Origin of the sequence: Streptomyces sp. MspMP-M5 (genome assembly GCF_000373585.1) — a bacterium.
Taxonomy (GTDB): Bacteria; Actinomycetota; Actinomycetes; order Streptomycetales; family Streptomycetaceae; genus Streptomyces.
Map to the genome: position 1 here is coordinate 1 of NZ_KB891897.1, position 25,395 is coordinate 25,395.

Consider the following 25,395-nt stretch of genomic DNA (forward strand, 5'->3'; position numbering starts at 1 on the left):
CCCCCCACCACCGCCTCCGACCTGGCCGCCCAAGGCGCCACCCTCAAGGCCCGCCAGAAGGCCCGCAACGCCACCCCCGCCAAGCTCTTCCTCCGCCGCATCGCCAACATCTTCGTGCCGCTCATCCCCGCCCTGATCGGCTGCGGCATCATCGCCGGTCTCAACGGCCTGCTCACCAACGCCGGTTGGCTCCCGTCCCTGGTCCCGCCCCTGACGGCCATCGCCTCCGGCTTCATGTCCCTGATCGCGGTCTTCGTCGGCTACAACACCGCGAAGGAGTTCGGCGGCACCCCCGTCCTCGGCGGCGCGGTCGCCGCCGTGATCGTCTTCCCCGGCATCGCCAACGTCACCGCCTTCGGTCAGAAGCTCGCCCCCGGCCAGGGTGGCGTCCTCGGTGCCCTCGCCGCCGCCCTCCTCGCCGCCCACATCGAGAAGCAGCTCCGCAGACGCGTACCCGAGGCGCTGGACGTCCTCCTCACCCCCACCCTCACAGTCCTCCTCACCGGTCTGGTCACCGTCTTCGGCCTGATGTACGCCGCCGGCGAGGTCTCGCAGGCCATCGGTACCGCCGCCGACTGGCTGCTCTCCCACGGCGGCGCGCTCGCCGGCTTCCTCCTCGGCGGGCTCTTCCTCCCTCTCGTGATGCTGGGCCTCCACCAGGCCCTCATCCCCATCCACACCACCCTGATCCAGCAGCAGGGCTACACGACCCTCCTGCCGATCCTCGCCATGGCCGGTGCGGGCCAGGTGGGAGCTGCCCTCGCCCTCTACGCACGCCTCCGCCGCAACCACTCGATCCGTACGACGATCCGCTCCGCCCTCCCCGCAGGCTTCCTGGGGGTCGGCGAGCCCCTGATCTACGGCGTCTCGCTCCCCCTCGGCCGCCCCTTCATCACCGCCTGCGTCGGAGGCGCGTTCGGCGGCGGCTTCGTGGGCCTCGTCAACCAACTCGGCGATACCGTCGGCTCCACCGCCATCGGCCCCTCCGGCCTGGCCCTCTTCCCCCTGGTCAAGGGCAACCAGGCGCTCGGCACGACGATCGCCGTCTACGCCCTCGGCCTCCTCGTCGGCTACGCGGTCGGCTTCGTCGCCACCTACTTCTTCGGCCTCAGCAAGCAGCAGCGCTCGGTCCTCAACGCGGCCACCGAGGCACCGCGACCAGAAGCCGACGCGGCCGCCCCCGACGGCCCCCGGCGAACGGACCCGGACACCCGCAACACCGCACTCGAAGGCGTTGGGTAACCGCCCCCGGGCCCCGCGGGGCTCCCGGCTGGGCCGCCAAGCCCGCCTGACCCGCCTGACGCTCTCCGCGGGCGATTGCGCGTCCTTGACGCCGTAATGGCCGTAGCCCCAGCGGCGGGAGGCTGGAGCAGCCCCGGCGGCGGATTGGAGCGGCCCCGGCGGCGGGTTGGCCGGCCAGAGGCGTACCCCCAGCCACATCCCGGCCATGTCCTAGGCGCGTTGAGCCGACCGCGTCTTGGTTGTGTTGGGTGCCGGGCTGCTCGGGCAGGGCCCCAGGCCGGATCACCCTGGATCAGGCAGACCGGATCGCCACTGGACCAGGTGACGGTCAAACGGCCGCGCCCGGACCGCCACGCTCCGGAGGGCCGCTCTGCGGACCTGCTCGTGCTCGCTCTCGCTCCGAATCGCCACGCTGCCACTGCCGACCGGCTCATTCCGGGCCGCTCACTCCGGGCCGGCCGGCTCCGATCCTGCTTCTCCCGAAGTACCCGGCTCCTGGATGGCTGTTCCGGGAGCGCCCGGTCCCGGAGCGCCTGGCTCCCGAGCTTCCTGCGGCGCGTTGGTTGCGCCGCGGGCGCCCGGTTCCGGAGCGCCCGGTCCCCGGGCGCCCAGCCCAGGGCCACCGGGCTCCCCAGCCGCCACCTCTGGCCCACCCGGCCGCTGGTCGACGGCCTCAGAAGCGGTCGCCTCGGGAACACCCGCCTCTGGAAGGCCCTTGGGAACGCCGACTTCGGAAGTGCCCTGTCCCGCAGCCGACAGCCTCGGCGCCCCTTGCTGCGTAGTGCTTTGCTCCGTGGTGACCTGCTCCGTAGCGGACGGCTCCGGAGTAGGCGCAAGGTCGGTCTCGCGGCCGGTAGTTGATCCGTTCTCGTGGTGGGCAAGCGTGCGCTTCTCGTCGCCCGCAGGCGGTGCGTCCTCGTGGCCCGGGGGTGTGTTGTGGCAGGCGCGTCGGAGGCCCTCCACGTAGCGGGCCCAGGGGCCGTCCCAGTGGCCTGCCCAGCGGCGACGGCGGCGTGCCGAGCGGCCGAGTGCCCCGGCCAGCAGAAGGAACCACACGCCGACGAGGGCCAGGTGGACGCGCTGGGGGACGCCGTGCCAGCCGGGGTGGCCGATGAGCGGGCCGACGGTGAGGATCGCGGCGGGCATGGCGACGGCCAGAACGCGCGGACCCCAGCGGCGGACGGCCGGCATCGGGGGACGCTGCACGGCGGCCGCACGGCTGAGGAAGGCCATCGAGGCGAAAAGGAAGAAGTGGGCGAAGGCGCTGGTGGCGGTGTGCCAGGGGTGGACGGCCAGGCAGCCGCGTTCCACCGAGGGGGCGCAGGCCATGGGGAGCAGGACGTCGGCCAGTGAGGAGAGTCCGAGGCCGACCAGCGCGAGCCAACCCGTACGGGCCCAGCGGCCGTGGCCGGAGGGTGTGCTGCGGGCGAGCAGCGCGCCGGCGATGACGAGGAGCGCGCAGCCGGCTTCCAGGGCGCCGAAGAGGCGGCGCAGCGGCTGGTCGGCGGCGTAGAGCTCGCTGACGTAGGAGTTGCGGGGGTCGAGGCCGGTGTGGAGGACGAATTCCAGCAGCCACCAGTTGTAGAGCAGGGCGGCGACGGCGAAGAGGACGGCCGCCGCCGCCTCCCGTCCGGCGTAGCGGGTGGTGGGGGCGACCACGGGCTCGTAGACGGTGCGGGCACCGGGCCTCGTGTGGTTCGGGACGTTCGGCACGGGCGGGTCCTGTTCCGGGTGGGGTCGGGGGCCAGGTCCGAGGTTCTCCCCGCCAGGGCCCACTATGGTGGCGCGCCGGTCGGAGGCGCGCCGGGCAGCCACTCGACAGGGCGAACCGATCCCCCGTTCGCGGGAACCGCCCGGGGGACGCAGGGACGGCGCTGCGGACGTCATCGAGGCCGCGGGAACGGAACGAGGGACCGGGCCACGGACCACGCCGGGAACCGAATGAGGGACCGGAACCAGGAACCGAATCACGAGTCCGGAGTCCGGATCACGGGTCCGGATCAAGGGCGGCACCGGCAACGCATGGCCGGCCAGTTGCCCGAGCACGGCGGCGCGTGGCCAGTCACCCAAGGACGGCGGCGCATGGCCGGTCGCGCAGGGACGGCGACGTGTGGCCAGCGGCGTAAGCCACCCTCACCGACCACCATCACCGAGGAGCAGCGGCGCGAGGCCACCACCGAAGGGAATGCCAAGAAGAAGACGACGCAAAGAAGCAAGGAAAAAGAACAAGAAGAGGACGGAAAGGCGCCCTCACCCCCAGATCAGCCGCCCCCGGACCGCGCCAGGGCCGCCCGCCCCCTGCCCCGAAAACGCCGCCGGGGCGGTACCCCCTGGGAGAGGGGGTACCGCCCCGGCGAACGGAACGGACGTTGATCGACCGGCGGACGGGGCCGCGGTGGATCAGAAGTCCATGTCACCGCCCGGCATGCCGCCCGGAGCGGCCGCGGCGGCCTTCTCCGGCTTGTCGGCGATGACGGCCTCGGTGGTGAGGAAGAGCGCCGCGATGGAGGCGGCGTTCTGCAGCGCGGAGCGCGTCACCTTGGCCGGGTCGATGATGCCCTCGGCGATCATGTCGACGTAGTCGCCGGTGGCGGCGTTGAGGCCGTGACCCGGGGTCAGGTTGCGCACCTTCTCCACGATGACGCCGCCCTCGAGGCCGGCGTTCACGGAGATCTGCTTGAGCGGGGCCTCCAGGGCCAGCTTCACGGCGGCGGCACCGGTGGCCTCGTCGCCGTCCAGCTCCAGCTTCTCGAAGACCGAGGAAGCCTGCAGCAGGGCCACGCCACCGCCGGCGACGATGCCCTCCTCGACGGCCGCCTTGGCGTTGCGGACGGCGTCCTCGATGCGGTGCTTGCGCTCCTTGAGCTCGACCTCGGTCGCGGCGCCGGCCTTGATGACGGCCACGCCGCCGGCCAGCTTCGCGAGGCGCTCCTGGAGCTTCTCGCGGTCGTAGTCCGAGTCGCTGTTCTCGATCTCGGCGCGGATCTGGTTGACCCGGCCCTGGACCTGCTCGCTGTCGCCGGCACCGTCGACGATGGTGGTCTCGTCCTTGGTGATGACGACCTTGCGGGCGCGGCCCAGCAGGTCGAGACCGGCGTTCTCCAGCTTGAGGCCGACCTCCTCGGAGATGACGGTGCCACCGGTGAGGATGGCGATGTCGCCGAGCATGGCCTTGCGGCGGTCACCGAAGCCCGGGGCCTTGACGGCGACGGACTTGAAGGTGCCGCGGATCTTGTTGACGACGAGGGTCGACAGGGCCTCGCCCTCGACGTCCTCGGCGATGATCAGCAGCGGCTTGCCGGACTGCATGACCTTCTCGAGGAGGGGCAGCAGGTCCTTCACGTTGCTGATCTTGGAGTTGACGATGAGGATGTAGGGGTCCTCGAGCGCCGCCTCCATGCGCTCCATGTCGGTCGCGAAGTACGCCGAGATGTAGCCCTTGTCGAAGCGCATACCCTCGGTGAGCTCCAGCTCCAGACCGAAGGTCTGGGACTCCTCGACGGTAATGACGCCTTCCTTGCCGACCTTGTCCATGGCCTCGGCGATGAGCTCGCCGATCTGCGGGTCGGCGGCGGAGATGGACGCGGTGGAGGCGATCTGCTCCTTGGTCTCGATCTCCTTGGCCTGGTCGAGCAGGGCACCGGAGACGGCCTCGACGGCCTTCTCGATGCCGCGCTTCAGGGCCATCGGGTTGGCGCCGGCGGCGACGTTGCGCAGGCCCTCGCGGACCAGCGCCTGGGCCAGGACGGTCGCGGTCGTCGTGCCGTCACCGGCGACGTCGTCCGTCTTCTTCGCGACCTCCTTGACCAGCTCGGCGCCGATCTTCTCGTACGGGTCCTCCAGCTCGATCTCCTTGGCGATGGAGACACCATCGTTGGTGATCGTGGGGGCGCCCCACTTCTTCTCAAGGACGACGTTGCGGCCCTTGGGGCCGAGGGTGACCTTGACGGCGTCGGCGAGCTGGTTCATACCGCGCTCAAGGCCGCGCCGCGCCTCCTCGTCGAACGCGATGATCTTGGCCATGTGAAGTGGTCCCTCCGGACTGATGGGGTACCCCCTGCCCGAACAGTGTGACGAGCTTGGGGGAGGAAGCTCAGGACCGCGCTGGCGCCCGCGACGGACGGCCCGCATGCCGTGTGGTTCCTTGCCCCACCTGGCGTGCCGGCCTCACCGACCCGATCCACATTCAGCACTCTCACGGGGAGAGTGCTAACGCAATGATTAGCACTCGCACCAGGCGAGTGCAAGCGGCTTGGGGATGTCTCCCGGTGGGGTGCGGTCGGTTGCGGGCCGGCGGACGGGCGCGACAGCAGGCGGCCGCCGGCCCGGGAGGCGGCCGTCCCACACCTCATACGCGCCCGCGTGCGCCGGGTTCCCCCACGCGCCGGGCCGTCCCGCGACGCGGTCGTGCACTGCGCACCCGCGTGCATGCGTCCTGGCGGGTCCCAACGCGCCCGAACGAGTCCCGACGAGTCCCGACGCGTCCCCATTCGACGGCGGGGGCGCGGCAATGCCCCTCCCCCCGTACGCGCCCCTCACGCCCGCGTGGCAGCGCGAGGTGATGCGCCGCGGGACGCTGCGGCGCAGGGCGGGATGCGGCGCGAGGCATGTGGCACGGAGCAATATCCCGCAGGGCAGCGCCCCCGCCATCACCCCGGCACGACAGAAGGCCCGCAGCCCCGTTCACCGGGGTTGCGGGCCTTCCGCCGACGATGCAGTCGGCCGCCGCCTCAGGCGGTGACCCGGACCATGTCCGCCTGTGGCCCCTTCTGGCCCTGCGAGATCTCGAACTCGACCCGCTGACCCTCCTCAAGGGTGCGGTAACCGTCCATCTGGATCGCGCTGTAGTGGACGAATACATCCGCACCACCGTCGACCGCGATGAAGCCGTACCCCTTCTCCGCGTTGAACCACTTGACGGTGCCCTGAGCCATGCCTAACTCCCCTATTACTGGCCCTTGCGCAGGACCGCACTTCGCGGACCCGGGTCAGACCTCACCCCCCGGGAATGGCCCGTGGGGTGTGCGCCGGAACGCGTCGACCGCCGCTGAATGTATCTGGACCAATGCCCAGCGCAACAGGTCAATCGGACGAGAATTCTGGCGTCGGAGAAACGGCTGTATACGCTCAAATGGCGTTATTGTGGCCCGATTCGGGCCGGGAATATGCCACACAACCGACAAAACGCGCACACAACTTGCGCACAAGTCACCGCGATCTCATATGCGTTCGGCATGCACGCGGAGATAACCGGAGGGGGATCACCCCAATGGTATCCCCTTTCACAACACGGAATTGCCCCGTCCGTTTAGGTCGGACGGGGCAATTCCAGTCAGTGCAGGGGAAGAATTGGCGCAAATGCGATCCGGGCCGATCCGGGACGTTCCGCGCCGACCACCCTCGGGCAGGTCGGCGACCGCCGGGACGGGGCTACGCCCCCGAACCTCCCGCCACCGCCGGGATGATGGAGATGCCCGCCCCGTCCGGGGTCGGCGTCTGCAGGCCCTGCTCGAAGCGGACGTCGTCGTCGTTGACGTAGACGTTCACGAAGCGGCGCAGCTTGCCGGCGTCGTCGAGCACGCGGGCGGCGATGCCCTGGTGGTTCTTGTCCAGGTCGGCGATCACCTCGGAGAGGGTCGCGCCCTCGGCGGTGACCTCGGCCTCGCCGCCGGTGTACGTGCGCAGGATGGTGGGGATGCGGACCTTGACGCTCATGGTGGATGCCTTCCGGGGCTACGGGGGTGGGGAGTCGGGGGCGGGACGGGGTCCGGCTCAGCCGGCCAGGCCGGCCGCGCGGAACGCGTCCAGGTCCGGCCGGATGGTGGCGGTGGGCCCGTCGGCGACGGCGTCGAGGGTCTTCAGGCCGTCACCGGTGTTCAGCACCACGGTGGTCAGCGACGGGTCCAGGACGCCGTTCTCGATGAGCTTCTTGGTCACGCCGACGGTCACGCCGCCCGCGGTCTCCGCGAAGATCCCCTCGGTGCGGGCCAGCAGCTCGATCGCCTCGACGATCTGCGGGTCGGTGACGTCCTCGACGGCACCGCCGGTGCGGCGCGCGATGTCGAGCACGTACGGGCCGTCCGCGGGGTTGCCGATCGCCAGGGACTTGGCGATGGTGTTCGGCTTCTGCGGCCGGACGACCTCGTGTCCGGCCTTGAAGGCCGCGGAGACCGGGGAGCAGCCCTCGGCCTGGGCGCCGAAGATCCGGTACGGCCGGTCCTCGACGAGGCCGAGGGCGATCAGCTCCTTCAGCCCCTTGTCGATCTTGGTGAGCTGGGAGCCGGAGGCGACCGGGATGACGATCTGGTCCGGCAGCCGCCAGCCGAGCTGCTCGCAGATCTCGTAGGCCAGCGTCTTGGAGCCCTCGCCGTAGTAGGGGCGGAGGTTGACGTTGACGAAGCCCCAGCCCTCGCCCAGCGGGTCGCCGATGAGTTCGGAGCAGAAGCGGTTGACGTCGTCGTAGTTGCCGTCGATGGCGACGAGGTCGCCACCGTAGACCGCGGCCATCACGACCTTGCCGGGCTCCAGGTCGTGCGGGATGAAGACGCAGGACTTCAGGCCCGCGCGGCGCGCCGCGGCGCCGACCGCGCCGGCGAGGTTGCCGGTCGAGGAGCAGGAGAGGGTGGTGAAGCCGAAGGCGCGGGCGGCCTCGACGGCGATCGCGACGACCCGGTCCTTGAAGGAGTGGGTGGGGTTGCCGGAGTCGTCCTTGACGTACAGGCCGCCGGTGACGCCGAGTTCGGCGGCGAGCCGGTCGGCCTGGACGAGCTTGGTGAAGCCGGGGTTGAGGTTGGGCTTGTCGGCCACGTCGGCGGGGACGGGCAGCAGCGGGGCGTAGCGCCAGATGTTGGCGGGGCCGGCCTCGATCCGCTTCTTCAGGCCCTCGGGGTCGCCGGTGGGGAGGTCGTAGGCCACTTCGACGGGGCCGAAGCATTCCTGGCAGGCGAAGATCGGGCCGAGCGGGAAGCGCCGGCCGCATTCGCGACAGGAGAGCGCGACGGCGGGACCGAGGGATACGGCGGAAGTGGGTTCGGTTGCTTGCACAGCCATGGAGGCGAGGCCCTTTCTCCTCATCTTCCTCACGACGCACCTCGCCGTGAGACGGATTTGGCACCTTCCCTAGCCGGGAGCCTCGCGCGCGCCGTGCTGCGGCTGCGGAGATCGGCTGGAGGGTTGCCGGGGCTTCAACGGGCCGTGTCCCTCTGCCCCTCTGGATGAGCGGTATGGCGCTGGGCGGACCCAGGCGTTTGTCGCGCGGTGACCCCGACATGCGGCGGTCGTCCACGTTGTTCAAGACTGTAACCGAAGGCAGTCGCCGTTGAGATAGTCGTCCGGTCCGCGAGATGGATCACATAACGGGCTTCCGTTCGGGGGCCACCGAGGAGAGTCGTAGACGTGCTGGAAGAAGTGGAGCGCTGGCTGGCCGGCCGCTCCTGGTCCGCCGCGGACCGCCCCCTGGAGCAGTTGCTGGAGGCCAAGCGCCAGACGGGATGGACGGTCAGTGTGGTGCTGCCCGCGCTCGACGAGGAGGCGACGGTCGGCACGATCGTCGCGGCGATCCGCGCCGAACTGATGACTCCGGAGGTGCCGCTGGTCGACGAGCTGGTGGTGCTGGACTCGGGCTCGACGGACCGGACGGCCGAGGTCGCGGCGGCGGCCGGCGCGCGGGTGGTCCACCGGGACAGCGTGCTGCCGCGGATCCCGGCGCTGCCCGGCAAGGGCGAGGTGCTGTGGCGGTCCCTGCTGGTGACCGGCGGCGACATCGTCTGCTTCGTCGACGCCGATCTGCGGGAGTTCTCCGCCACGTTCGTCTCGGGGATCGTCGGGCCGCTGCTGACCGATCCGGAGATCCAGTTCGTCAAGGCGATGTACGACCGGCCACTGGAGACCGGGGAGGGGCGTCCGGCCGGAGGCGAGCGGGGCGGGCGTCTTGCCGGTGGCGAGCAGGGTGGCCGGGTGACCGAGCTGGTGGCCCGGCCGCTGCTCAATCTGCACTGGCCGCAGCTGGCCGGGTTCGTGCAGCCGCTGGGCGGGGAGTACGCGGCGCGCCGCTCGCTGCTGGAGCGGCTGCCGTTCCCGGTGGGCTACGGGGTGGAGCTGGGGCTGCTGGTGGACTCCCTGCACACGGTGGGGCTGGATGCCCTGGCCCAGGTGGACGTGGGGGTGCGCAGGCACCGGCACCAGGGCGGCCAGGCGCTCGGCCGGATGGCCGCCGCCATCTACCGCACCGCCCAACTCCGGCTGGCGCGCGGCCACTTGGTCCGACCGCGGCTGACGCAGTTCGAGCGGGGCGAGAGCGGTTTCGTGCCGCGGACGACGGAGGTGGACACCGAGGAGCGGCCGCCGATGGCCGAAATCCCCGAATACGCGGAGCGGCGGGCGGCCTAGAGGGTCTGTCCGATGGGTGAGTCCGGCCGGTGGCCGGGATCCGTACGTTTGCGCGGATCGGTGACGGGTTAATGTCGCGACATGGTCTCCGAGCGCAGTGCGGTCCAGCCAGGTGCCGAGGTCCTCGTCGCGTCGAACCGCGGGCCCGTTTCGTATGCCCTGGGGGCGGGCGGTGAGCTGACCGCCAAACGGGGCGGCGGGGGGCTGGTGTCGGGGCTCTCGGCGATCGGGCCGGACACGGACGCGGTGTGGGTGTGTTCCGCGCTGGGGGACGGTGACCGGGAGGCGGTGCGGCGGAGCGGGGGGCTGCTGGACGTCGCGGACACCGGTGGACAGCGCGTCCGGATGCTGGACATCCCGGCGGATGTGCACGCCGCGGCCTACAACGGCGTCGCCAACTCGGTGCTGTGGTTCGTCCACCACATGCTGTACCAGACGCCGGTGGAGCCGGTGTTCGACGCGGATTTCCGGGGGCAGTGGGCCGCGTACGAGGCGTACAACGCGGCGTTCGCGACGGCGCTGGCGGACGCCGCGAGCCCGGGGGCGGCGGTGCTGGTGCAGGACTACCACCTGGCGCTGGTGCCGGGGCTGCTGCGCGGGCTGCGGCCGGACGTCCGGATCGCGCACTTCTCGCACACCCCGTGGGCGCCGCCGGAGTACTTCGCGATGCTGCCGGACGACGTCGGGCGGCAGTTGCTGCTGGGCATCCTGGGCGCCGACCGGGCGAACTTCCTGACCGAGCGGTGGGCGCGGGCGTTCACGGCGTGCTGTGCGTGGACGCTGGGGCCCGACTGCACGGTGCACCGGCCGCGGCACGAGCCGGCCGGCGTGGTCGCGGCGGCGCCGGGCCGGGAGGCGCACCGGACCCGGATCGGGGTCCACGGGCTGGGCGCGGACGCGGAGTTCCTGCGGGAGCGGTCGCGGCGGCCGGACGTCGAGGAGCGGATGGCGGCGCTGCGCGAGCAGATCGGCGGGGCCGGCCGGAAGACGATCGTCCGGGTGGACCGCACGGAGCTGTCCAAGAACATCGTGCGCGGGCTGCTGGCCTTCCGGCGGCTGCTGGCGGACCGGCCGGAGTGGCGCGAGCGGGTGGTGCACCTGGCGTTCGCCTATCCCTCGCGGCAGGACCTGGCGGTCTACCGCGACTACACCGCGCAGGTCGGGAAGCTCGCCGAGGAGATCAACGCGGAATACGGGACGGCCGGCTGGCAGCCGGTGGTGCTGCACGTCAAGGACGACTTCGCGCGGTCGCTGGCGGCGTACCGGCTGGCCGACGTGGCGCTGGTCAACCCGATCCGGGACGGTATGAACCTCGTCGCGAAGGAGGTCCCGGTGGTCTCGGACGAGGGGTGTGCCCTGGTGCTCTCCCGGGAGGCCGGCGCGTGGGAGGAGCTGGGTGCGGACGCGCTGACGGTCAACCCCTACGACGTGGGGCAGACGGCCGAGGCGCTGCACACCGCGCTGGTCATGCCGGCCGGGGAGCGGGCCGCGCGCAGTGCCCGGCTGGCCGCGGCGGCGACCGCGCTGCCGCCCGCACGGTGGTTCCTGGAGCAGCTGCGGGCGCTGCACGAGTGACCGGCCCGGACGGGTGCCCCGCCGGTTGATCGTCTGCGGGCGGGTCTAGCGTGGTGGGTCGTGACAGTGACATCGCTTGCTTCGCCGGTGGTCGCGTCGGCGCTGCCTGAGCTGACCACCGGGCGGCTGCTCGGCAGCTGGCGGCCGGACCCGTACGCGCTTGTGCTGATCGCCGTGCTGGGCGGCCTCTACGCGTGGGGTGTGGTGCGGCTGGTGCGGCGCGGGGAGCGCTGGCCGGTGGCCCGTGTGGTGGCGTTCGCCGGGCTGGGGCTGGGTGCGATCGCGGTGGCGACGATGTCGGGGCTGGCGGTCTACGACCATGAGCTGTTCTGGCCGGCGGCGGTGCAGAACATCGTGCTGGATCTCGTGGCGCCGCTGGGGCTGGCGCTGGGCGATCCGCTGTCGCTGGCGCTGCGGGCGCTGCCGCAGGAGCGGTGGGCGGCCCGTCGGCTGCGCGCGGCGGTCTCCGGCCGGCTCGTCCGCTTCCTGACGTTCCCGCTGGTCAGCACGGTTCTGGTGCTCTCCTCCGAGCTGGCGATCTACTTCACGCCGTACTTTCCGACGGCGCTGCGGCACGGTCCGCTGCACGAGTTGATGTATCTGCAACTGCTCGTCACCGGGAGCCTGTTCGTGCTGCCGATGCTCACCCGGGAGGAGCTGCTGCCGTCGTGGTGCAGCCATCCGGTGCGGGCGCTGCTGGTGCTGGTGGACGGGCTGGTGGACGCGGTGCCCGGGGTGGTGGTGATGACCAGCGGGACGCTGATCGCGGGCGGCTGGTACGCGTCCCGGCACCAGCCGTGGGATCCGAGCCTGCAGCAGGACCAGATGATCGGCGGCGGGCTGATGCTGACCATCGCCGAGCTGGTCGGACTGCCGTTCCTGATCGCGGTGTTCGCGGAGTGGGTGCGGGAGGAGCGGCGGCGGACGCGGGCGCTGGACGCTCGGCTGGACCGGGAGCTGGCGGTGGCCGCGCCCCCGGCGGCGGCCGGAGCGGCAGTGGCGGCCGCGGCTCCGGGCGCGGCGCCGGGTGACGCGGCCGTTGCGGAGCCGGAGTTGATGCGGCCGTGGTGGGAGACCGACCAGGGCGAGGTCGGCGAACGGTTCCGGCGGGGGCGGTAGGGGCGGCCTGGTGGACCGCACGGCGGGTCCGAACCGGGGGCGGGCGTCCGGCGGCCGGCCACCGTCGCCGCGCCGTCCGCCCCCCGGGGGGCTCCTCCGTGCTTCCGTGCCGCGGCTGCGGCGGGCCGGAGCGGGGTAGTCCTTCTCCATGTCACTCAGCAGACCCTCACACTCCGCAGGGCGGTCACGCTCCGCACGATGGGCGGCGGTTGCGGCCGCCACCCTCCTGGCGACCACGGTCGCCGGATGTTCGTCCGGCAAGGGCGGCACCGACGCGAAGGGCAGCCCCTCGGCGTCCGGGGCGGCGTCCGCGTCCGCCTCCCCGCCGTCCGGGTCCGGGTCCATACCCGTCGGCCCCGGGCCGCAGTCGGCGTACACGGTGCAGAAGCAACCCGCCCCCGGCACCTGCCACTTCCGCTACACCACCGACAAGCAGCCGCTGCCCGACCCCGCGTGCACCCCCGGGGCGACCAACCCCAAGGTCACCCCGCAGACGCTGAAGACCACGATCTGCCGGAGCGGCTACACCAAGGACATCCGGCCGCCGGTGAACATCACCGGCCGCGAGAAGACCGCCAACGCCAAGTCCTACGGCTACACGGCCTCGTTGCACGACGCCGAGTACGACCACCTCATCAGCCTCCAGCTGGGCGGCGACCCCAACGACCCGCGCAACCTCTGGGTCGAGCCGCCGTCCCCCGGCCACAAGCCCGGCGCCGGGCCCAACAACCCCAAGGACGGCGTGGAGAACAAGCTCAAGGCCGCCATCTGCTCCGGCAAGGCCGATCTGGGCAAGGCGCAGCAGGCCATCGCGCACGACTGGACGACGGCACTGTCCTCCCTGGGTCTCAAGGAGTAGCCGGACCCTCCTCGCCGGCCTCCTCATCGGCACCCTCGGCCGTCTCCGGCGTCTCCCGCGGCGGGTTCTCGATGCGGTCGGCGAGGGCGTTGAGCAGGGCCACCACGCCCTTCGGCCCGTCGACGACGAGGTCGGCGCGGTCGGCCAGTTCGGTGACCTCGCTGCTGCCGCTGCAGACCAGGACGCCGCCGGTCGCGTCGGAGCGCAGCTTCTCGACGGCGGCGAAGGCGGCGAGGTCGCCGAGGTCGTCGCCGGCGTAGAGGACGGCGGCGGCGCCGGTCTCCTCGACCCACTCGGCGAGCGCGACGCCCTTGTCCATGCCGGGCGGGCGCAGCTCCAGCACCAGCCGGCCCGGTTCGACGATCAGGCCGTGGCGTTCGGCGAGCGCGGTGAGCGGTCCCCGCAGCTGCTCGAAGGCGCGCTGGGGGTCGGCGGCGCGGCGGGTGTGGACGGCGATGGCGCGGCCGCCCTTGCGCTCGACGGCGGTCTCGACCCAGGTGCCGTGCCAGACGCCGGAGCGGTCCAGTACGCCGGCGAGTTCGGCCTGTACGGCGGCGATGCCGGGGTGCGGGGCGGGGGCGTGCAGGGCGCCGGTCGCGGCGTCCCAGCGCTCGGCGCCGTAGTGGCCGAGGACGACGAGGTGGGCGAGGCCGGGGCGGCCGTCGAAGCCGCCGAGGCGGACCGCGACGCCGGCCGGGCGGCCGGTGATCACCGCGACCGCGCGGAGGTGGGGGGCGAGCCGGGCGAGGGCCTCGGGGGCGCCGGGGTGGGCGCGGGCCTTGGCCGGGTCGGGGACGATGTCGGCGAGCGTGCCGTCGAAGTCGAGGGCGACGACGGCGCGTTCGGGGTGGGCCAGGAGGGTGGCGAGGCCCGCGCGGCCGGCGGGGGTGCCCGGGAGGGGGACGGCTTGCGGCGCCGGCGCGGGGTCCGGTGCCGGTTCGGGAGGTGGCGCGGCGTTCGGGGTGCCCATGACGCCGACCCTACCGGCGGGGCACGGGCGCATGCCGGGTGTACGGGGGCATCGGGGCGGCGGGTGGGGTCAGCGGCGCGCCCGCCGCGCCTCCCGTACGCGGCGCAGCCGGTTGACCGTCACGGGGTCGTGGGCGAGGGCGCGGGGGTCGTCGAGCAGGGCGTTGAGGAGCTGGTAGTAGCGGGTCGGGGAGATGCCGAGCTGTTCGCGGATGGCGCGTTCCTTGGCGCCGGGGCCGGGCCAGGAGCGGCGTTCGACGGCGAGCACCGCCTCGTCGCGGGCGGAGAGCCCGTGCTCGGTGCCGTCACCGGTACCGTCCGTCATGCCACTCCGCCGTCCGTCGTCACGTTCCCACGATAAGCCCACTGCCGGGGCGGGCCCGGGGGTGGTCCTCCGGGCCCGCGGCCGGTGCTTTACGGGCTGTTCGCGGCTGCTCGGCGCTATTCGGCGCTGTTGTCGGCGGTCTCCGCGGTGTTCTGGAGGTCGGTGAGGGTCGCGGAGGGGTTGCCCTGGGGGCCGACCGCGGCGCCCATCCGGGCCTTGATGGTCTTGGAGACCAGCGGCCAGGACGTCTTGTCGGCCGGGTAGAAGTGCGCGCTGGGCAGCTGGTTGAGGAAGCCGTGCAGCTTGCTGAAGCGGTCGTCGGCGAGCATCGCCTGGGAGGCGGAGGTGGTGACCGGCAGCAGGTTGTAGTCGGCGGAGAACTTCAGGACGTTCTGCCGGCTGTAGACGAAGTCGAGGAACTTGCCGACCTCGGCGCGGTGGCCGTTCTGCTTGAACGCCATCATCCAGTCGGCGACGCCCATGGTGGCCTTGGCCTTGCCGGTGGTGCCGGGGAGTTCGACGGTGCCGTAGTCGATGCCCTTGGCCTCGGCCTGCTTCATCAGGGTGGGGTGGCCGTTGAGCATGCCGACGTCGCCGGCGGCGAACCCGGCGAAGGCGTCCCCGCGGTTGAGCTTGGCGGGGTCGCCGCCGGTGAGGCCCTTGCCGACGAGGCCCTTCTGGAGCCACTCGAAGGTCTTGACGTTCTCGGGCGAGTTGAGGGTGTACTTGCCGATCTGGTCGGTGTAGTCGCCGCCGCCGGCCAGCAGCCACTCCAGCGTCTCGGCCTGGGTCTCCTCGGGGCCGAGCGGCAGCGCGAAGGGGATCTTCACGCCCTTGTCCTTGAGCTTCTGGGCGTCGCTGACGAGGTCGGCCCAGTTCTGCGGCGGGGCGGTGATGCCGGCGTCGGCGAACAGCTTCTTGTTGTAGAAGAGGCGCCGGGCGCTGGCCCCGAAGGGCATGCCGTACTGCCGGCGCTGGTATTCGCCGGCCTGCGCGAGGGAGGGGGTGAAGTCGGCCTGGACGGGGATGGAGAGCAGGTCGTCGGCGCTGTAGAGCTTGCCGCGGGCGGCGTAGTCGGCGTAGGCGCCGACCTGTGCCATGTCGGGGGCCTTGCCGGCGTCGACCAGGTCCTCGACCTTCTTGTCGACGTCGGTCCAGCTGTAGACCTTGACGTCGACCTTGATGCCGGGGTTCTTCTCCTCGAAGGCGCGGACGAGGTCGTCCCAGTAGTGCTGGGAGCTGTTGGCCTTGCTGTCGCCGTAGTCGGCGGCGATCAGTGACAGGGTGACGCCGCCGCCCCCGCTGCCGCTGCCGCAGCCGGTGAGAGTCAGTGTCATGCCTGCGGCGAGTCCCGCCGCCAGGCTCACGTACCGCCGTCGCACCGCTGTTACCGCCCCTTTGTCCCGAAAATTCCGTGCTTGCGGGTGTTCCCACCGTCGTCTCGGGGATCGCCCTCGATCGACACAGAACAGCGCATCCTCCACTGCCCCACACAAGGTCTACACCACCCTCCCCAAACTTCCCCTATCGGGCCGTCGCTCGCGCAGGTCAGAGGCCATGGAGGCGGGTGTACAGCGCAGGCTACCGGTGCGTACGCACCGCTCGCCGCCGGCGATCGGGGGACGCCGGACCGCACGTGGCGATCAGCACGGTGAGTGGACTAGACCTTTATTGTCCGGTCGCGCGACACTGTCCCCCGTGAAACACGTCATCGCCCTCGATGTGGGCGGCACCGGCATGAAAGCCGCCCTCGCCGGGGCGGACGGCACCCTCCTGTACGAGGCGCGGCGCCCCACCGGGCGCGACCGCGGCCCCGAGGCGGTCGTCGAGACGATCCTCGACTTCGCCGCCGAGCTGCGCGACCTCGGCCGGGAGCGGTTCGGCAGCACCGCGCCGGCGGCCGGCGTCGCCGTCCCCGGCATCGTCGACGAGGCCACCGGCACCGCCGTCTACGCCGCCAACCTCGGCTGGCGCGACGTCCCGCTGCGGGCCCTGCTCTCGGAGCGGCTCGGCGGGGTGCCGGTCGCGCTCGGCCACGACGTCCGCGCCGGCGGCCTGGCCGAGGGCCGGATCGGCGCCGGCAAGGACGCCGACCGCTTCCTCTTCGTGCCGCTGGGCACCGGGATCGCCGGCGCCATCGGCATCGGCGGCCGCATCGAGGCCGGCGCCCACGGGAGCGCCGGCGAGATCGGCCACATCGTCGTCCGGCCCGGCGGCCCGGCCTGCGGCTGCGGCCGGCGCGGCTGCCTGGAGGCGGTCGCCTCGGCCGCCGCGGTGGGCCGCGACTGGGCCGCGGCCTGCGGCGATCCGCGGGCCGGCGCCGCCGACTGCGCCAAGGCCGTGGCGTCCGGCGACCCGCGCGCCCGCGAGGTCTGGCAGGGCGCCGTGGACGCGCTCGCCGACGGCCTGGTCACCGGGCTGACCCTGCTCGACCCGCGCACGCTGATCATCGGCGGCGGGCTCGCGGAGGCCGGCGACACGCTGTTCGCGCCGCTGCGGGCGGCGGTCGCGGCGCGCGTCACCTTCCAGCAGCTCCCCTCGATCGTCCCGGCGGCCCTCGGGGACGCCGCCGGCTGCCTGGGCGCAGGACTGCTCGCCTGGGATCTTCTCGCAACGGAGGTAACCGCCTGATGGCACACCAACAGTCCACGGGACGGCCCTCGGACGCCCGGCGCACCGTCCTGGCCGGCGCCCGGATCGCCCGGCCCTCCGGCGTCGCCGACCACGGCCGGATCACCGTCGAGGGCACCCGGATCGCCGCGGTCCACAGCCGGGACAAGGACCGCGGCCGGACACCGGACGCCACCGAGGCCGACGGCCTGCACGACCCCGGGGCGACCGTCGTCGACCTCGCCGGGCACCTGATCGTCCCCGGCTTCGTCGACCTGCACGTCCACGGCGGGGGCGGTGGCTCCTTCTCGTCCGCCGACCCCGAGGAGTGCCTGCGGGTCGTCGAGACCCACCGCCGGCACGGCACCACCTCGATGGTGGCCTCCACCGTCACCGGCGACCTGGCCGACCTGGCCCGACAGGCCGCGGTGCTGGCGGAGTTGGTGCAGCAGGGCGAGCTGACCGGCATCCACTTCGAGGGCCCGTTCATCTCCCCGCAGCGCTGCGGCGCCCACCAGCCCGAGCTGCTGCGCGACCCGGACCCGGCCGAGGTCCGCCGGCTGGTCGAGGCCGCCCGCGGTACCGCCGCGATGATGACGATCGCCCCCGAGCTGGAGGGCGGCCTGGACTCCGTCCGGCTGCTCGCCGACGCCGGGGTGATCGCCGCCATCGGCCACACCGACTCCACCTACGACGCCACCCGCCGGGCCATCGACGCCGGCGCCACCGTCGCCACCCACCTGTTCAACGCGATGCCCCCGCTCGGCCACCGCGCCCCCGGCCCGGTCGCCGCGCTCCTGGAGGACGAGCGGATCACCGTCGAGCTGATCGACGACGGCACCCATCTGCACCCGGCGGTCCTCCAGATGGCGTTTCGCGAGGCGGGCGCCGAACGGGTCGCGTTCATCACCGACGCGATGGGCGCGGCCGGCATGAGCGACGGGATGTATCCGCTCGGGCCGATGCGGGTGGAGGTCAGGGACGGCGTCGCCCGGATCAGCGAGGGCCCCACCGCCGGTTCCATCGCCGGCTCCACGCTCACCCTGGACCGCGCCTTCAAACGGGCCGTCACCGTCGACGGCCTCAGCGTCGAGCAGGCCGTGCAGGCGCTCTCGGCCACCCCGGCCCGGCTGCTGGGCATCGCCGACCGGACCGGCTCCCTGGAGGCCGGCAAGGACGCCGACCTGGTCGTCCTGGACGCCGGCTACGACGTCGTCGGCGTCCTGCGGCAGGGCACCTGGCTGCGCCGCCCGCCCGGCGTCTGACGGCCCGTCGGGGCTCCCCGCCCGGCCGCCCGCACCGGCGGCCGGGCGCACCGGATCGACCGACGCGGGTCTGGGCCTACGGCCGTTCGCGATGGCATGATCGCTCGCGCACTTGTCCGTATGCCACCGCGGAACGCGGTGCCTTCACCCACGGCCGTCGCCGGCCTCCTCCTGGAGGGGAGACCATGATCCTCACGGTCACGCTGAACGCCGCCCTGGACATCACCTACCGCGTCCCCCGGCTCCACCCGCACACCACCCACCGCGTCACCGAGGTCACCGAACGCCCCGGCGGCAAGGGCCTGAACGTCGCCCGCGTACTGGCCGCGCTGGGCCACCGCACGGTCGCCACCGGCTTCGCGGGCGGCGGCACCGGCGACGCGCTGCGCGCCCTGCTCGCCCAGGAGACCCTCGTCACCGACGCCCTGGTCCCGGTCGGCGGCGCCACCCGCCGCACCGTCGCCGTGGTCGACGGCGCCACCGGCGACACCACCCAGCTCAACGAACCCGGCCCCACCGTCTCCCCCGCCGAATGGGCCGCCTTCCTCACCACCTACCGCGAACTGCTGGGCGAGGCACGGGCGGTGGCGCTCTGCGGCAGCCTGCCGCCCGGCGTCCCGGTGGACGTCTACGCCCGGCTCGTCCGCGCCGCCCGCACCGCCGGCGTCCCCGTCCTCCTCGACACCAGCGGCGAACCCCTGCGCCGCGGCCTAGCCGCCCGCCCCGACCTCGCCAAGCCCAACGCCGACGAACTGGCCGCCCTCACCGGCAGCACCGAACCGCTGCGCGCCGCCCGCGACGCCCGCCGCCGCGGCGCCCACGCGGTGGCCGCCTCGCTCGGCCCGGACGGCATGCTCGCGGTGACCGCCGACGGCGCCTGGCAGGCCGTCCCGCCCCGCCGGTTCGCCGGCAACCCCACCGGCGCCGGCGACTCCGCGGTCGCCGGCCTGCTCTCCGGCCTCGTCGAGGACCTCCCCTGGCCCGACCGGCTGCGCCGCGCGGTGGCCCTCTCCGCCGCCACCGTCCGCTCTCCCACCGCAGGCGACTTCGACCCCACGACCTACAAAGACCTGCTCCCGCAGGTGACGGTGACGGAACGTCCGAGGGGAACCTGAGGGCCCAGGGCCCGCGTTCGCGGCGTCAGGGCCGTTCGAGCCAGACCTGGTCGAGGTTGACCTCGCACTGGTTGCCGTTCTCGCAGGACAGCTTGACGGTGTTGGTGCCCTTGTTGAGCTGGATCAGCGACCAGGACTTGGTCCAGCCCTTGTCCCAGGCGCCCTCGGGGGCGTGGGCGAAGTTGTGCAGGCTTATCGGCCGGGTCAGCGCCTGGCCGTTGATGGTGAGCGTGAGGTTGGCGTCCTTGCCCGGTACGCCGTAGCCGACCCAGAGCTTGTACTGGCCGGGGGTGTCCACGTTGAGGGTCCAAGTGGCCGACGCGCCGGGGGTGTTCATCCCGCCGACGTACGACCCGCTGGCCGAGCGGGCGCCCGGGACGTCCTTGGCGGTCGTCGCGCCGCCTTCGAGGCGCAGGGCGCCCGCGTCGTCCTTGGGGAGGGCGCCCGGGGTGGGCTTGGTGGAGGGCTGTGTGCTGGGCTGGACGGAGTCGGCGGCCGTCGGGCCCGAATTGCCGGCGGTGTCGTCCTTGGACTGGCCGGAGTTGGTCAGCATGGCCACGCCGATGCCTATGCAGACCACGGCGACCACCGCGACCGCGCCGATCAGCAGGCCGTTGCGGCTCTTCCGGGGCGCCGGGACGGGCGGGGCCGGGCGGGTGCGGTCGGCGCCGCCGGGCAGCGTCTCGGGCGCGGCGTAGTGCGCGTTCTGCCGGCCGTACGCCGACGGGCCCTGGCTGCCGTACTGGCGCTGGCCGACCGTGCGCACCTGGTTGTAGGAGGTCCGCGGGACGCCGGGCTGCCGCGCGGCGCCGGTGCCCGACGCGGTCCCGCCGCCCTCGCCGCCCTCCGAACGGTAGAGGTGGGCGAACGGGTCGTCGTTCTCCGGCGTGTCGGCGCCGTTGTTGCCGGCCGTCATTCCGTGTCACTCCCAAGCGGTCTCTACGCGCCTGTGCGCGTCCGTACGCGTGCGCGGGGCTCCGCGCGAACTGCCTCTTCCGGGCCTCCGGCGCCGCCGCGCCGCATCGGCGCAGCCTACCCCGTCGGCGCGCGGCCACGCCGTCCCCGGACGTTCACAAGATCGCTACGGATCGGTGAACGCGCCATGCCCAGGCAGGACGCCGCGGATGTGAGATGCGCGGCACCGAGGCGGGCCGGGGCCCGCGGTTCAGCCGGCCGCCCGGCGGTTGCTCTTGGACCGCCGCTTCTCGATGTACATCCGCTGGTCGGCCGACTCCAGCACCTCCTCGGCGGTCATACCGCAGCTCGCCCAGCCGATGCCGAAGCTGGCGCCGACCCGGACGGCCCGGCCCTCGACCCGGATCGGCGGGATGATCGCGTTCCGCAGCCGGACCGCGAGGTCCTGGGCGTCGGCCGTGCCCAGCCCGTCGGCGAGCACCACGAACTCGTCGCCGCCGAGCCGGGCGACGGTGTCGCCGTCGCGGACGCCGCCGGTCAGCCGGCGGGCGACCTCGATCAGCACCGCGTCACCGGTGTTGTGCCCGAAGCGGTCGTTGATCGACTTGAAGCCGTCCAGGTCGCAGAAGAGGACCGCCAGGCCCTTGGCGCCGTCGTCCTCGGCGCCGTCGGCGGGCGCGGAGAGGTGGATGTGGTGGTCGAAGGGGAGGGCGCCGCGGGGCGTCGGCCGGGGCTTCTCGCCCTCGAAACCGTCGAGGCCGTCGAACGGCTCCGGCCCCTCCCCGGCGAAGCCGAGCGGAGCGCGCAGGTCGGCGCCGACGCCGGCGGAGGCGTAGGCGTCGGCGAGCGCGCTGGGCGGGCGGGAGCAGAGCCGGGCGGAGAGCCGGGCGCGCAGTTCGGCGCTGTTGGGCAGGCCGGTCAGCGAGTCGTGGCTGGCCCGGTGCGCGAGCTGGAGCTCGTGCCGCTTGCGCTCCTCGATGTCCTCGACGTGGGTGAGCAGGAAGCGGGGGCCGTCGGCGGTGTCGGCGACCACGGAGTTGCGCAGCGAGACCCACACGTAGGTGCTGTCGCGCCGCAGCAGCCGCAGCTCGGCGCGGCCGCCCTCGGCGGAGGTGCGCAGCAGGGTGCCGATGTCGTCGGGGTGGCAGATGTCGGAGAACGACAGCCGGCGCATCGCGGAGGCCGGGCGGCCCAGCAGCCGGCACAGCGCGTCGTTGGTGCGCAGCAGCCGTCCGTGCTGGTCGCCGCCCATCTCGGCGACGGCCATCCCGCTCGGCGCGTACTCGAATGCCTGCCGGAAGCTTTCCTCACTGGCCCGCAGGGCCTGCTGCTCGCGCTCCAGGCGGACCAGCGCCCGCTGCATGTTGGCCCGCAGCCGGGCGTTGCTGATCGCGATGGCGGACTGGAACGCGTACATCTGGAGCGCCTCCTGGCCCCAGGGGCCCGGGCGGCGGCCGTTGCGCGGCCGGTCCACGGAGAGCACACCGAGCAGTTCGCCATTGCCGTTGGCGGCGGTGTACATGGGCGCGAAGAGGCGGTCCATCGGGTGCCACTCGTCGGGGAACCGCGGGGCGGGCCCGGCGGTGTGCCACTGCGGGACGTCGTCGTCGTCCAGCACCCAGCCCTCGGTGTGCGGGATGAAGCACAGGTCGCCCCAGCGCTCGCCCATGGACAGCCGGCGCTCCCACGAGGCGCGCGAGCCGACCCGGCCGGCCATCAGCGCCTCCGCGCCCGCACTGCCGGCCACCGCGGCGACGACGAGGTCACCGTCGGGCCGGACGAGGTTGACCGCGGCGAGCTCGAAGCCGAGCCCGACGATCGCCCCGTCGGCGACGGACTGCAAGGTGTCCGCGAGACTGCGCGCGGTGTTCAGTTCGGCGACCACTTGGTGCAGCTGCCGCAGGGTCGCAAGACGGACATAGGGCTCCGACTCGGTCTCCATCGCTCGCTCTCCCTGAGACCTCGACAGCAACTCCACCGATTTCTTTGTCGTCCGATTCCACGCTCACTGAATCACAGTGAGCTGTTCACTCGGTACACAGGGTCAACAATTAGCGCCTCATGTGACTCAAGTCACAGTACGTGACGGGGCGTTACCTCTCGTCGACCAGTCGCGCCGCCGCGCACGTGAACGCCGTCCGGATGCCTCCCGAAAACTTCCTGAACGCAAATTCCAGCCACCCCGCGGCCGGTTCGCCCCCCTCGCGGCGGCCGGCGCCTCCGCCGCGGGACCTAGGACGCGGCTGGTCCCGGAGCCCGATGCGCGCCGCACCCGGGCGACGTTAGCGTGCATGGCGTGTTCACGAAGACTCCTGCCGTCGCCCCGGCCGCCGGCTCCGCCGCCACGGCCACCGTCGCCCTCGCCTCCCTGCCGGGCGACGGGCCGATCGCGCATGCTGTGGGGGTGAGTGACGACGAGTTCCGTGCCGCCCTGTCCCGCCTCGCCGCCGGCGTGGTGCTGATCACCGCCCACGATCCGGACGCCGGAGCGCGCGGCGAGGACGTCGGCATGACCGCCACCGCGTTCCTTTCGGTGTCCCTCGATCCGCCGCTGGTGATGGTGAGCGTTCGCAACGACTCACGCATGGACGACCTGCTGGCGCAGCAGCCGCTGTGGGCGGTCTCGGTGCTGTCGGACCACCAGCGGCACGTAGCGGGACGATTCGCGATGAAGGGCCGGATCAGCGACCGACTGCTCTTCCAGGACATTCCCTCCGAACGGGGCGAAGCGTCCGGTGCGCCGCTCATCGGTGGCGCGCTGGCGACGCTGGAGTGCCGGACCGAACAGCGGGTGGTGGCCGGCGACCACACCCTCGTCATCGGCCGCGTCCTGGCGACGACCACGTCCGAAGGGGACGACGGCCCGCTGACGTACTTCCGGGGGAAGTACCGGCAGCTGGGGTGAACGGGGCGGGGGCCGCGTGGGGGGGGCCGGGCACGAGGCCGGGTTCGCGGTGGCGCGGTGCCGGGCGCCGGGCCCGGGCCTCAGCCCCAATCGCGGCCGGAGCGGCCCCGCTTGGTGTCGCCGCGCTGCTTCTTCTCGCGCAGCCGGCGCTCGTTGATACCCCGCGGGATGCGGGTCTTGCGCCGGGGCTTGGGCGGCGGGGCGGTGGCCTCGGCGAGCAGCGCGGCGAGCCGGACGGCCGCGGTCTCGCGGTTGCGCCACTGGGAGCGGTGCTCGGAGGCCCGTACAGTGACCACGCCGTCGACCAGCCGGGCCGCCAGCCGCTCCAGGGCCCGCTCCTGCCACACCGGGGGCAGCGCCGTCGTCCGCGCCAGGTCGAAGCGCAACTCGACCTGGCTGTCGCTGGTGTTGACGTGCTGGCCGCCCGGGCCGGAGGAGCGCGAGAACCGCCAGACCAGCTCGGCCTCCGGGAGGACGACCGAACCTCGGATGACATGGGGCCCGGACATGCCCCCATGATCCCGCGCCCGCGGCCGCCCGTCACCTCGGTTTTCCCGGCCGGAACGGGCCGCGGCCTTCAGGAGCGGGCATGCACGCCGTCAGGAGCAGGCAGACCCGCCCTCAAGGGCGGCGGGCACGGCGCGCCATCAGGATCGGGCAAAGAAAGTAAAGGGAGCTGGAACCACCCGGTCCCCCCGGGGCGTTGAGGTGGATGACGGCGGCTCCCCTCCGGGCGGGCCGCCGCGGCATCACCGGCACCATCCACATCAGCGGCATCACCGGCCCCAGGTCGGCGCGACTCGACGAGGAAAGGGACTTCCCATGGCTGTAAGCCTGTCCAAGGGCGGCAACGTCTCGCTCACCAAGGAGGCACCGGGCCTGACCGCCGTCACGGTCGGCCTCGGCTGGGACGTCCGCACGACCACGGGCACCGACTTCGACCTCGACGCCAGCGCCATCGCGGTCAACGCCACCGGCAAGGTCTACTCCGACCAGCACTTCGTCTTCTTCAACAACAAGTCGACGCCGGACCAGGCCATCGTCCACACCGGCGACAACACCACCGGCCAGGGCGACGGCGACGACGAGTCGATCAACGTCAACCTCGCCACGCTGCCGGCCGACATCGACAAGATCGTCTTCCCGGTCTCCATCTACGACGCCGAGAACCGCGGCCAGAACTTCGGCCAGGTGCGGAACGCCTTCATCCGCATCGTCAACCAGGCCGGCGGCGCCGAGATCGCGCGCTACGACCTCAGCGAGGACGCCGCCACCGAGACCGCCATGGTCTTCGGCGAGCTGTACCGCAACGGCGCGGAGTGGAAGTTCCGCGCCGTGGGCCAGGGTTACGCCTCCGGCCTGCGGGGCATCGCGCAGGACTTCGGCGTCAGCGTCTGAGACGCGGCACGCGCCGTCCGCGGCGCGGCACTGCCGTCACCACGGCCGGGTGCTCCCGGCGGCAAGGGCCGGTCCCCAGGAGGGGGCCGGCCCTTGGTGTGCGTGGGAGGGGGAAGGTGGCCCGTAGGTCTCCGGTGACTGAGGCGGGTCGGGCGGGTCAGGCGGCTGAGGCGGTCTCAGGCGGCCGCGCTGCCGTGGGTGGTGTGAGCGGCGCGCGGCGGGTGGGTGGCGCGCGGTGCGTGTGCGGTCTGCGGCAGGTGTGCTGTGTGCGGGGCGTCGTCCGGTTTCGCTTCCGGGGGCGCGGCCTGGACGACGACCTCGTCCAGTGACAGCCCGAGCGTCCCGGCGAGCGCGGCGACGGTGAAGAACGCCGGGGTCGGCGCCCGGCCGGTCTCGATCTTGCGCAGCGTCTCCGCGGAGAGTCCGGCCGCCGCGGCGACCTCGACCATGCTCCGCTCGCCGCGCGCCGCGCGCAGCAGCGCGCCCAGCCGCTCGCCGCGTTCGCGTTCCCAGGGGGTCAGTGGAGTCCGCACCATGCCCGTGATACTAATACCGGTAAAGAAATACCGGTAAAGAAATACCGGTCGGCCTCGCCGTCACGGCTGCGCGGCGCCCGCGCGGTGTGCTCGGGCGCGCGATCAGGCAGCGTGCTCGGCCGGCGTATCGGACGACATGCTCGGGCGGCGTGCCGCGGAACGGGAAATCGGGAA

Annotated in this window: 22 protein-coding genes and 1 riboswitch; of the genes, 10 read left to right on the plus strand and 12 right to left on the minus strand. The window is 72.9% G+C overall.

All coding sequences use genetic code 11. The features are described from left to right. Positions 1–1,242, plus strand: a 1,242-nt coding sequence (locus tag B073_RS40560; protein WP_018540077.1) for a PTS transporter subunit EIIC, incomplete at its 5' end; no start/stop codon positions are given. A gap of 444 nt (positions 1,243–1,686) precedes the next feature. Here B073_RS40560 and B073_RS48010 read toward each other — a convergent pair. From B073_RS48010 to thrC, 5 genes are all read right to left on the minus strand, one after another. Beyond that, positions 1,687–2,955 (minus strand): DUF998 domain-containing protein, encoded by a 1,269-nt coding sequence (locus B073_RS48010; protein ID WP_018540078.1) that lies wholly within the window; start codon positions 2,953–2,955, stop codon positions 1,687–1,689. Between the two features lie 687 nt (positions 2,956–3,642). Next, positions 3,643–5,265, minus strand: coding sequence for a chaperonin GroEL (gene groL, locus B073_RS0121130; protein ID WP_018540079.1), 1,623 nt, complete (start codon positions 5,263–5,265; stop codon positions 3,643–3,645). A gap of 707 nt (positions 5,266–5,972) precedes the next feature. Next, the gene (locus B073_RS0121135) at positions 5,973–6,176 is read right to left on the minus strand and encodes a cold-shock protein (RefSeq protein WP_004986573.1); all 204 of its coding nucleotides are present in this window, start codon (positions 6,174–6,176) and stop codon (positions 5,973–5,975) included. Between the two features lie 496 nt (positions 6,177–6,672). After that, positions 6,673–6,957, minus strand: coding sequence for a MoaD/ThiS family protein (locus B073_RS0121140; protein ID WP_018540080.1), 285 nt, complete (start codon positions 6,955–6,957; stop codon positions 6,673–6,675). Between the two features lie 57 nt (positions 6,958–7,014). Continuing rightward, complete coding sequence (gene thrC, locus B073_RS0121145) at positions 7,015–8,292, minus strand: threonine synthase (protein ID WP_018540081.1); 1,278 nt, start codon at positions 8,290–8,292, stop codon at positions 7,015–7,017. 17 nt (positions 8,293–8,309) lie between these two features. Beyond that, positions 8,310–8,463, minus strand: a riboswitch (SAM riboswitch). Between the two features lie 174 nt (positions 8,464–8,637). On the opposite strand from thrC, the gene B073_RS0121150 reads away from it, so the two are divergent. The 4 genes from B073_RS0121150 (at position 8,638) to B073_RS0121165 (ending at position 13,183) form a co-directional block, all read left to right on the plus strand. Continuing rightward, positions 8,638–9,630 carry a glucosyl-3-phosphoglycerate synthase gene (locus B073_RS0121150; protein WP_018540082.1) on the plus strand — a complete coding sequence of 331 codons (993 nt, stop codon included), beginning with the start codon at positions 8,638–8,640 and terminating at the stop codon, positions 9,628–9,630. Positions 9,631–9,711: 81 nt separating this feature from the next. Next, positions 9,712–11,205, plus strand: coding sequence for an alpha,alpha-trehalose-phosphate synthase (UDP-forming) (locus B073_RS0121155; protein ID WP_018540083.1), 1,494 nt, complete (start codon positions 9,712–9,714; stop codon positions 11,203–11,205). Between the two features lie 60 nt (positions 11,206–11,265). Continuing rightward, positions 11,266–12,324 (plus strand): cytochrome c oxidase assembly protein, encoded by a 1,059-nt coding sequence (locus B073_RS0121160; RefSeq protein WP_199788175.1) that lies wholly within the window; start codon positions 11,266–11,268, stop codon positions 12,322–12,324. 148 nt (positions 12,325–12,472) lie between these two features. Beyond that, the gene (locus B073_RS0121165) at positions 12,473–13,183 is read left to right on the plus strand and encodes a hypothetical protein (protein WP_018540085.1); all 711 of its coding nucleotides are present in this window, start codon (positions 12,473–12,475) and stop codon (positions 13,181–13,183) included. Here B073_RS0121165 and otsB read toward each other — a convergent pair. The 3 genes from otsB to B073_RS0121180 form a co-directional block, all read right to left on the minus strand. Further along, positions 13,173–14,153: a trehalose-phosphatase gene (gene otsB, locus B073_RS0121170; RefSeq protein WP_018540086.1), complete on the minus strand. Its 981-nt coding sequence runs from the start codon at positions 14,151–14,153 to the stop codon at positions 13,173–13,175. The two genes, B073_RS0121165 and otsB, sit on opposite strands and share 11 nt — an antisense overlap. A gap of 69 nt (positions 14,154–14,222) precedes the next feature. Further along, positions 14,223–14,477 (minus strand): DUF3263 domain-containing protein, encoded by a 255-nt coding sequence (locus B073_RS0121175; RefSeq protein WP_018540087.1) that lies wholly within the window; start codon positions 14,475–14,477, stop codon positions 14,223–14,225. Between the two features lie 116 nt (positions 14,478–14,593). Further along, a complete protein-coding gene (locus tag B073_RS0121180) occupies positions 14,594–15,814 on the minus strand; it encodes an extracellular solute-binding protein (RefSeq protein WP_018540088.1) in 1,221 nt (406 codons plus the stop codon). A 361-nt stretch (positions 15,815–16,175) separates the two neighbouring features. On the opposite strand from B073_RS0121180, the gene B073_RS0121185 reads away from it, so the two are divergent. The 3 genes from B073_RS0121185 to B073_RS0121195 all read left to right on the plus strand — a co-directional run bounded on the left by B073_RS0121185 (position 16,176) and on the right by B073_RS0121195 (position 19,467). After that, positions 16,176–17,108, plus strand: a complete 933-nt coding sequence (locus tag B073_RS0121185; RefSeq protein WP_018540089.1) for an ROK family protein — start codon at positions 16,176–16,178, stop codon at positions 17,106–17,108. After that, positions 17,108–18,352 carry an N-acetylglucosamine-6-phosphate deacetylase gene (gene nagA / locus B073_RS0121190; protein ID WP_018540090.1) on the plus strand — a complete coding sequence of 415 codons (1,245 nt, stop codon included), beginning with the start codon at positions 17,108–17,110 and terminating at the stop codon, positions 18,350–18,352. The genes B073_RS0121185 and nagA overlap by 1 nt, the downstream gene beginning before the upstream one ends. Before the next feature lie 185 nt (positions 18,353–18,537). Beyond that, positions 18,538–19,467 (plus strand): 1-phosphofructokinase family hexose kinase, encoded by a 930-nt coding sequence (locus B073_RS0121195; RefSeq protein WP_018540091.1) that lies wholly within the window; start codon positions 18,538–18,540, stop codon positions 19,465–19,467. 25 nt (positions 19,468–19,492) lie between these two features. On the opposite strand, the gene B073_RS0121200 is transcribed toward B073_RS0121195, so the two are convergent. Together B073_RS0121200 and cdgB are read right to left on the minus strand one after the other, a co-directional pair. Further along, a complete protein-coding gene (locus tag B073_RS0121200; protein ID WP_018540092.1) occupies positions 19,493–20,383 on the minus strand; it encodes a hypothetical protein in 891 nt (296 codons plus the stop codon). A 249-nt stretch (positions 20,384–20,632) separates the two neighbouring features. Then, on the minus strand, positions 20,633–22,324 hold the full coding sequence (gene cdgB / locus B073_RS0121205) for a diguanylate cyclase CdgB (RefSeq protein WP_018540093.1): 1,692 nt from the start codon (positions 22,322–22,324) through the stop codon (positions 20,633–20,635). A gap of 354 nt (positions 22,325–22,678) precedes the next feature. Here cdgB and B073_RS0121210 point away from each other — a divergent pair, with 354 nt between their 5' ends. Next, the gene (locus B073_RS0121210; RefSeq protein WP_078508108.1) at positions 22,679–23,287 is read left to right on the plus strand and encodes a flavin reductase family protein; all 609 of its coding nucleotides are present in this window, start codon (positions 22,679–22,681) and stop codon (positions 23,285–23,287) included. 80 nt (positions 23,288–23,367) lie between these two features. Here B073_RS0121210 and arfB read toward each other — a convergent pair whose 3' ends face one another. Beyond that, positions 23,368–23,796: an alternative ribosome rescue aminoacyl-tRNA hydrolase ArfB gene (gene arfB, locus B073_RS0121215; RefSeq protein WP_018540095.1), complete on the minus strand. Its 429-nt coding sequence runs from the start codon at positions 23,794–23,796 to the stop codon at positions 23,368–23,370. 313 nt (positions 23,797–24,109) lie between these two features. On the opposite strand from arfB, the gene B073_RS0121225 reads away from it, so the two are divergent. After that, positions 24,110–24,685: a TerD family protein gene (locus tag B073_RS0121225; protein ID WP_018540097.1), complete on the plus strand. Its 576-nt coding sequence runs from the start codon at positions 24,110–24,112 to the stop codon at positions 24,683–24,685. A 176-nt stretch (positions 24,686–24,861) separates the two neighbouring features. On the opposite strand, the gene B073_RS40570 is transcribed toward B073_RS0121225, so the two are convergent. Further along, the gene (locus tag B073_RS40570) at positions 24,862–25,221 is read right to left on the minus strand and encodes a helix-turn-helix domain-containing protein (protein ID WP_018540098.1); all 360 of its coding nucleotides are present in this window, start codon (positions 25,219–25,221) and stop codon (positions 24,862–24,864) included. Positions 25,222–25,395 lie beyond the last annotated feature (174 nt).

Coding starts and splice junctions, on each gene's coding strand:
- groL (WP_018540079.1), bottom strand. CDS start 5,265: ATGGCCAAGATCATCGCGTTCGACGAGGAGGCGCGGCGCGGCCTTGAG.
- B073_RS0121135 (WP_004986573.1), bottom strand. CDS start 6,176: ATGGCTCAGGGCACCGTCAAGTGGTTCAACGCGGAGAAGGGGTACGGC.
- B073_RS0121140 (WP_018540080.1), bottom strand. CDS start 6,957: ATGAGCGTCAAGGTCCGCATCCCCACCATCCTGCGCACGTACACCGGC.
- thrC (WP_018540081.1), bottom strand. CDS start 8,292: ATGGCTGTGCAAGCAACCGAACCCACTTCCGCCGTATCCCTCGGTCCC.
- B073_RS0121155 (WP_018540083.1), top strand. CDS start 9,712: ATGGTCTCCGAGCGCAGTGCGGTCCAGCCAGGTGCCGAGGTCCTCGTC.
- B073_RS0121165 (WP_018540085.1), top strand. CDS start 12,473: ATGTCACTCAGCAGACCCTCACACTCCGCAGGGCGGTCACGCTCCGCA.
- otsB (WP_018540086.1), bottom strand. CDS start 14,153: ATGGGCACCCCGAACGCCGCGCCACCTCCCGAACCGGCACCGGACCCC.
- B073_RS0121175 (WP_018540087.1), bottom strand. CDS start 14,477: ATGACGGACGGTACCGGTGACGGCACCGAGCACGGGCTCTCCGCCCGC.
- B073_RS0121180 (WP_018540088.1), bottom strand. CDS start 15,814: ATGACACTGACTCTCACCGGCTGCGGCAGCGGCAGCGGGGGCGGCGGC.
- nagA (WP_018540090.1), top strand. CDS start 17,108: ATGGCACACCAACAGTCCACGGGACGGCCCTCGGACGCCCGGCGCACC.
- B073_RS0121195 (WP_018540091.1), top strand. CDS start 18,538: ATGATCCTCACGGTCACGCTGAACGCCGCCCTGGACATCACCTACCGC.
- B073_RS0121200 (WP_018540092.1), bottom strand. CDS start 20,383: ATGACGGCCGGCAACAACGGCGCCGACACGCCGGAGAACGACGACCCG.
- cdgB (WP_018540093.1), bottom strand. CDS start 22,324: ATGGAGACCGAGTCGGAGCCCTATGTCCGTCTTGCGACCCTGCGGCAG.
- arfB (WP_018540095.1), bottom strand. CDS start 23,796: ATGTCCGGGCCCCATGTCATCCGAGGTTCGGTCGTCCTCCCGGAGGCC.
- B073_RS0121225 (WP_018540097.1), top strand. CDS start 24,110: ATGGCTGTAAGCCTGTCCAAGGGCGGCAACGTCTCGCTCACCAAGGAG.
- B073_RS40570 (WP_018540098.1), bottom strand. CDS start 25,221: ATGGTGCGGACTCCACTGACCCCCTGGGAACGCGAACGCGGCGAGCGG.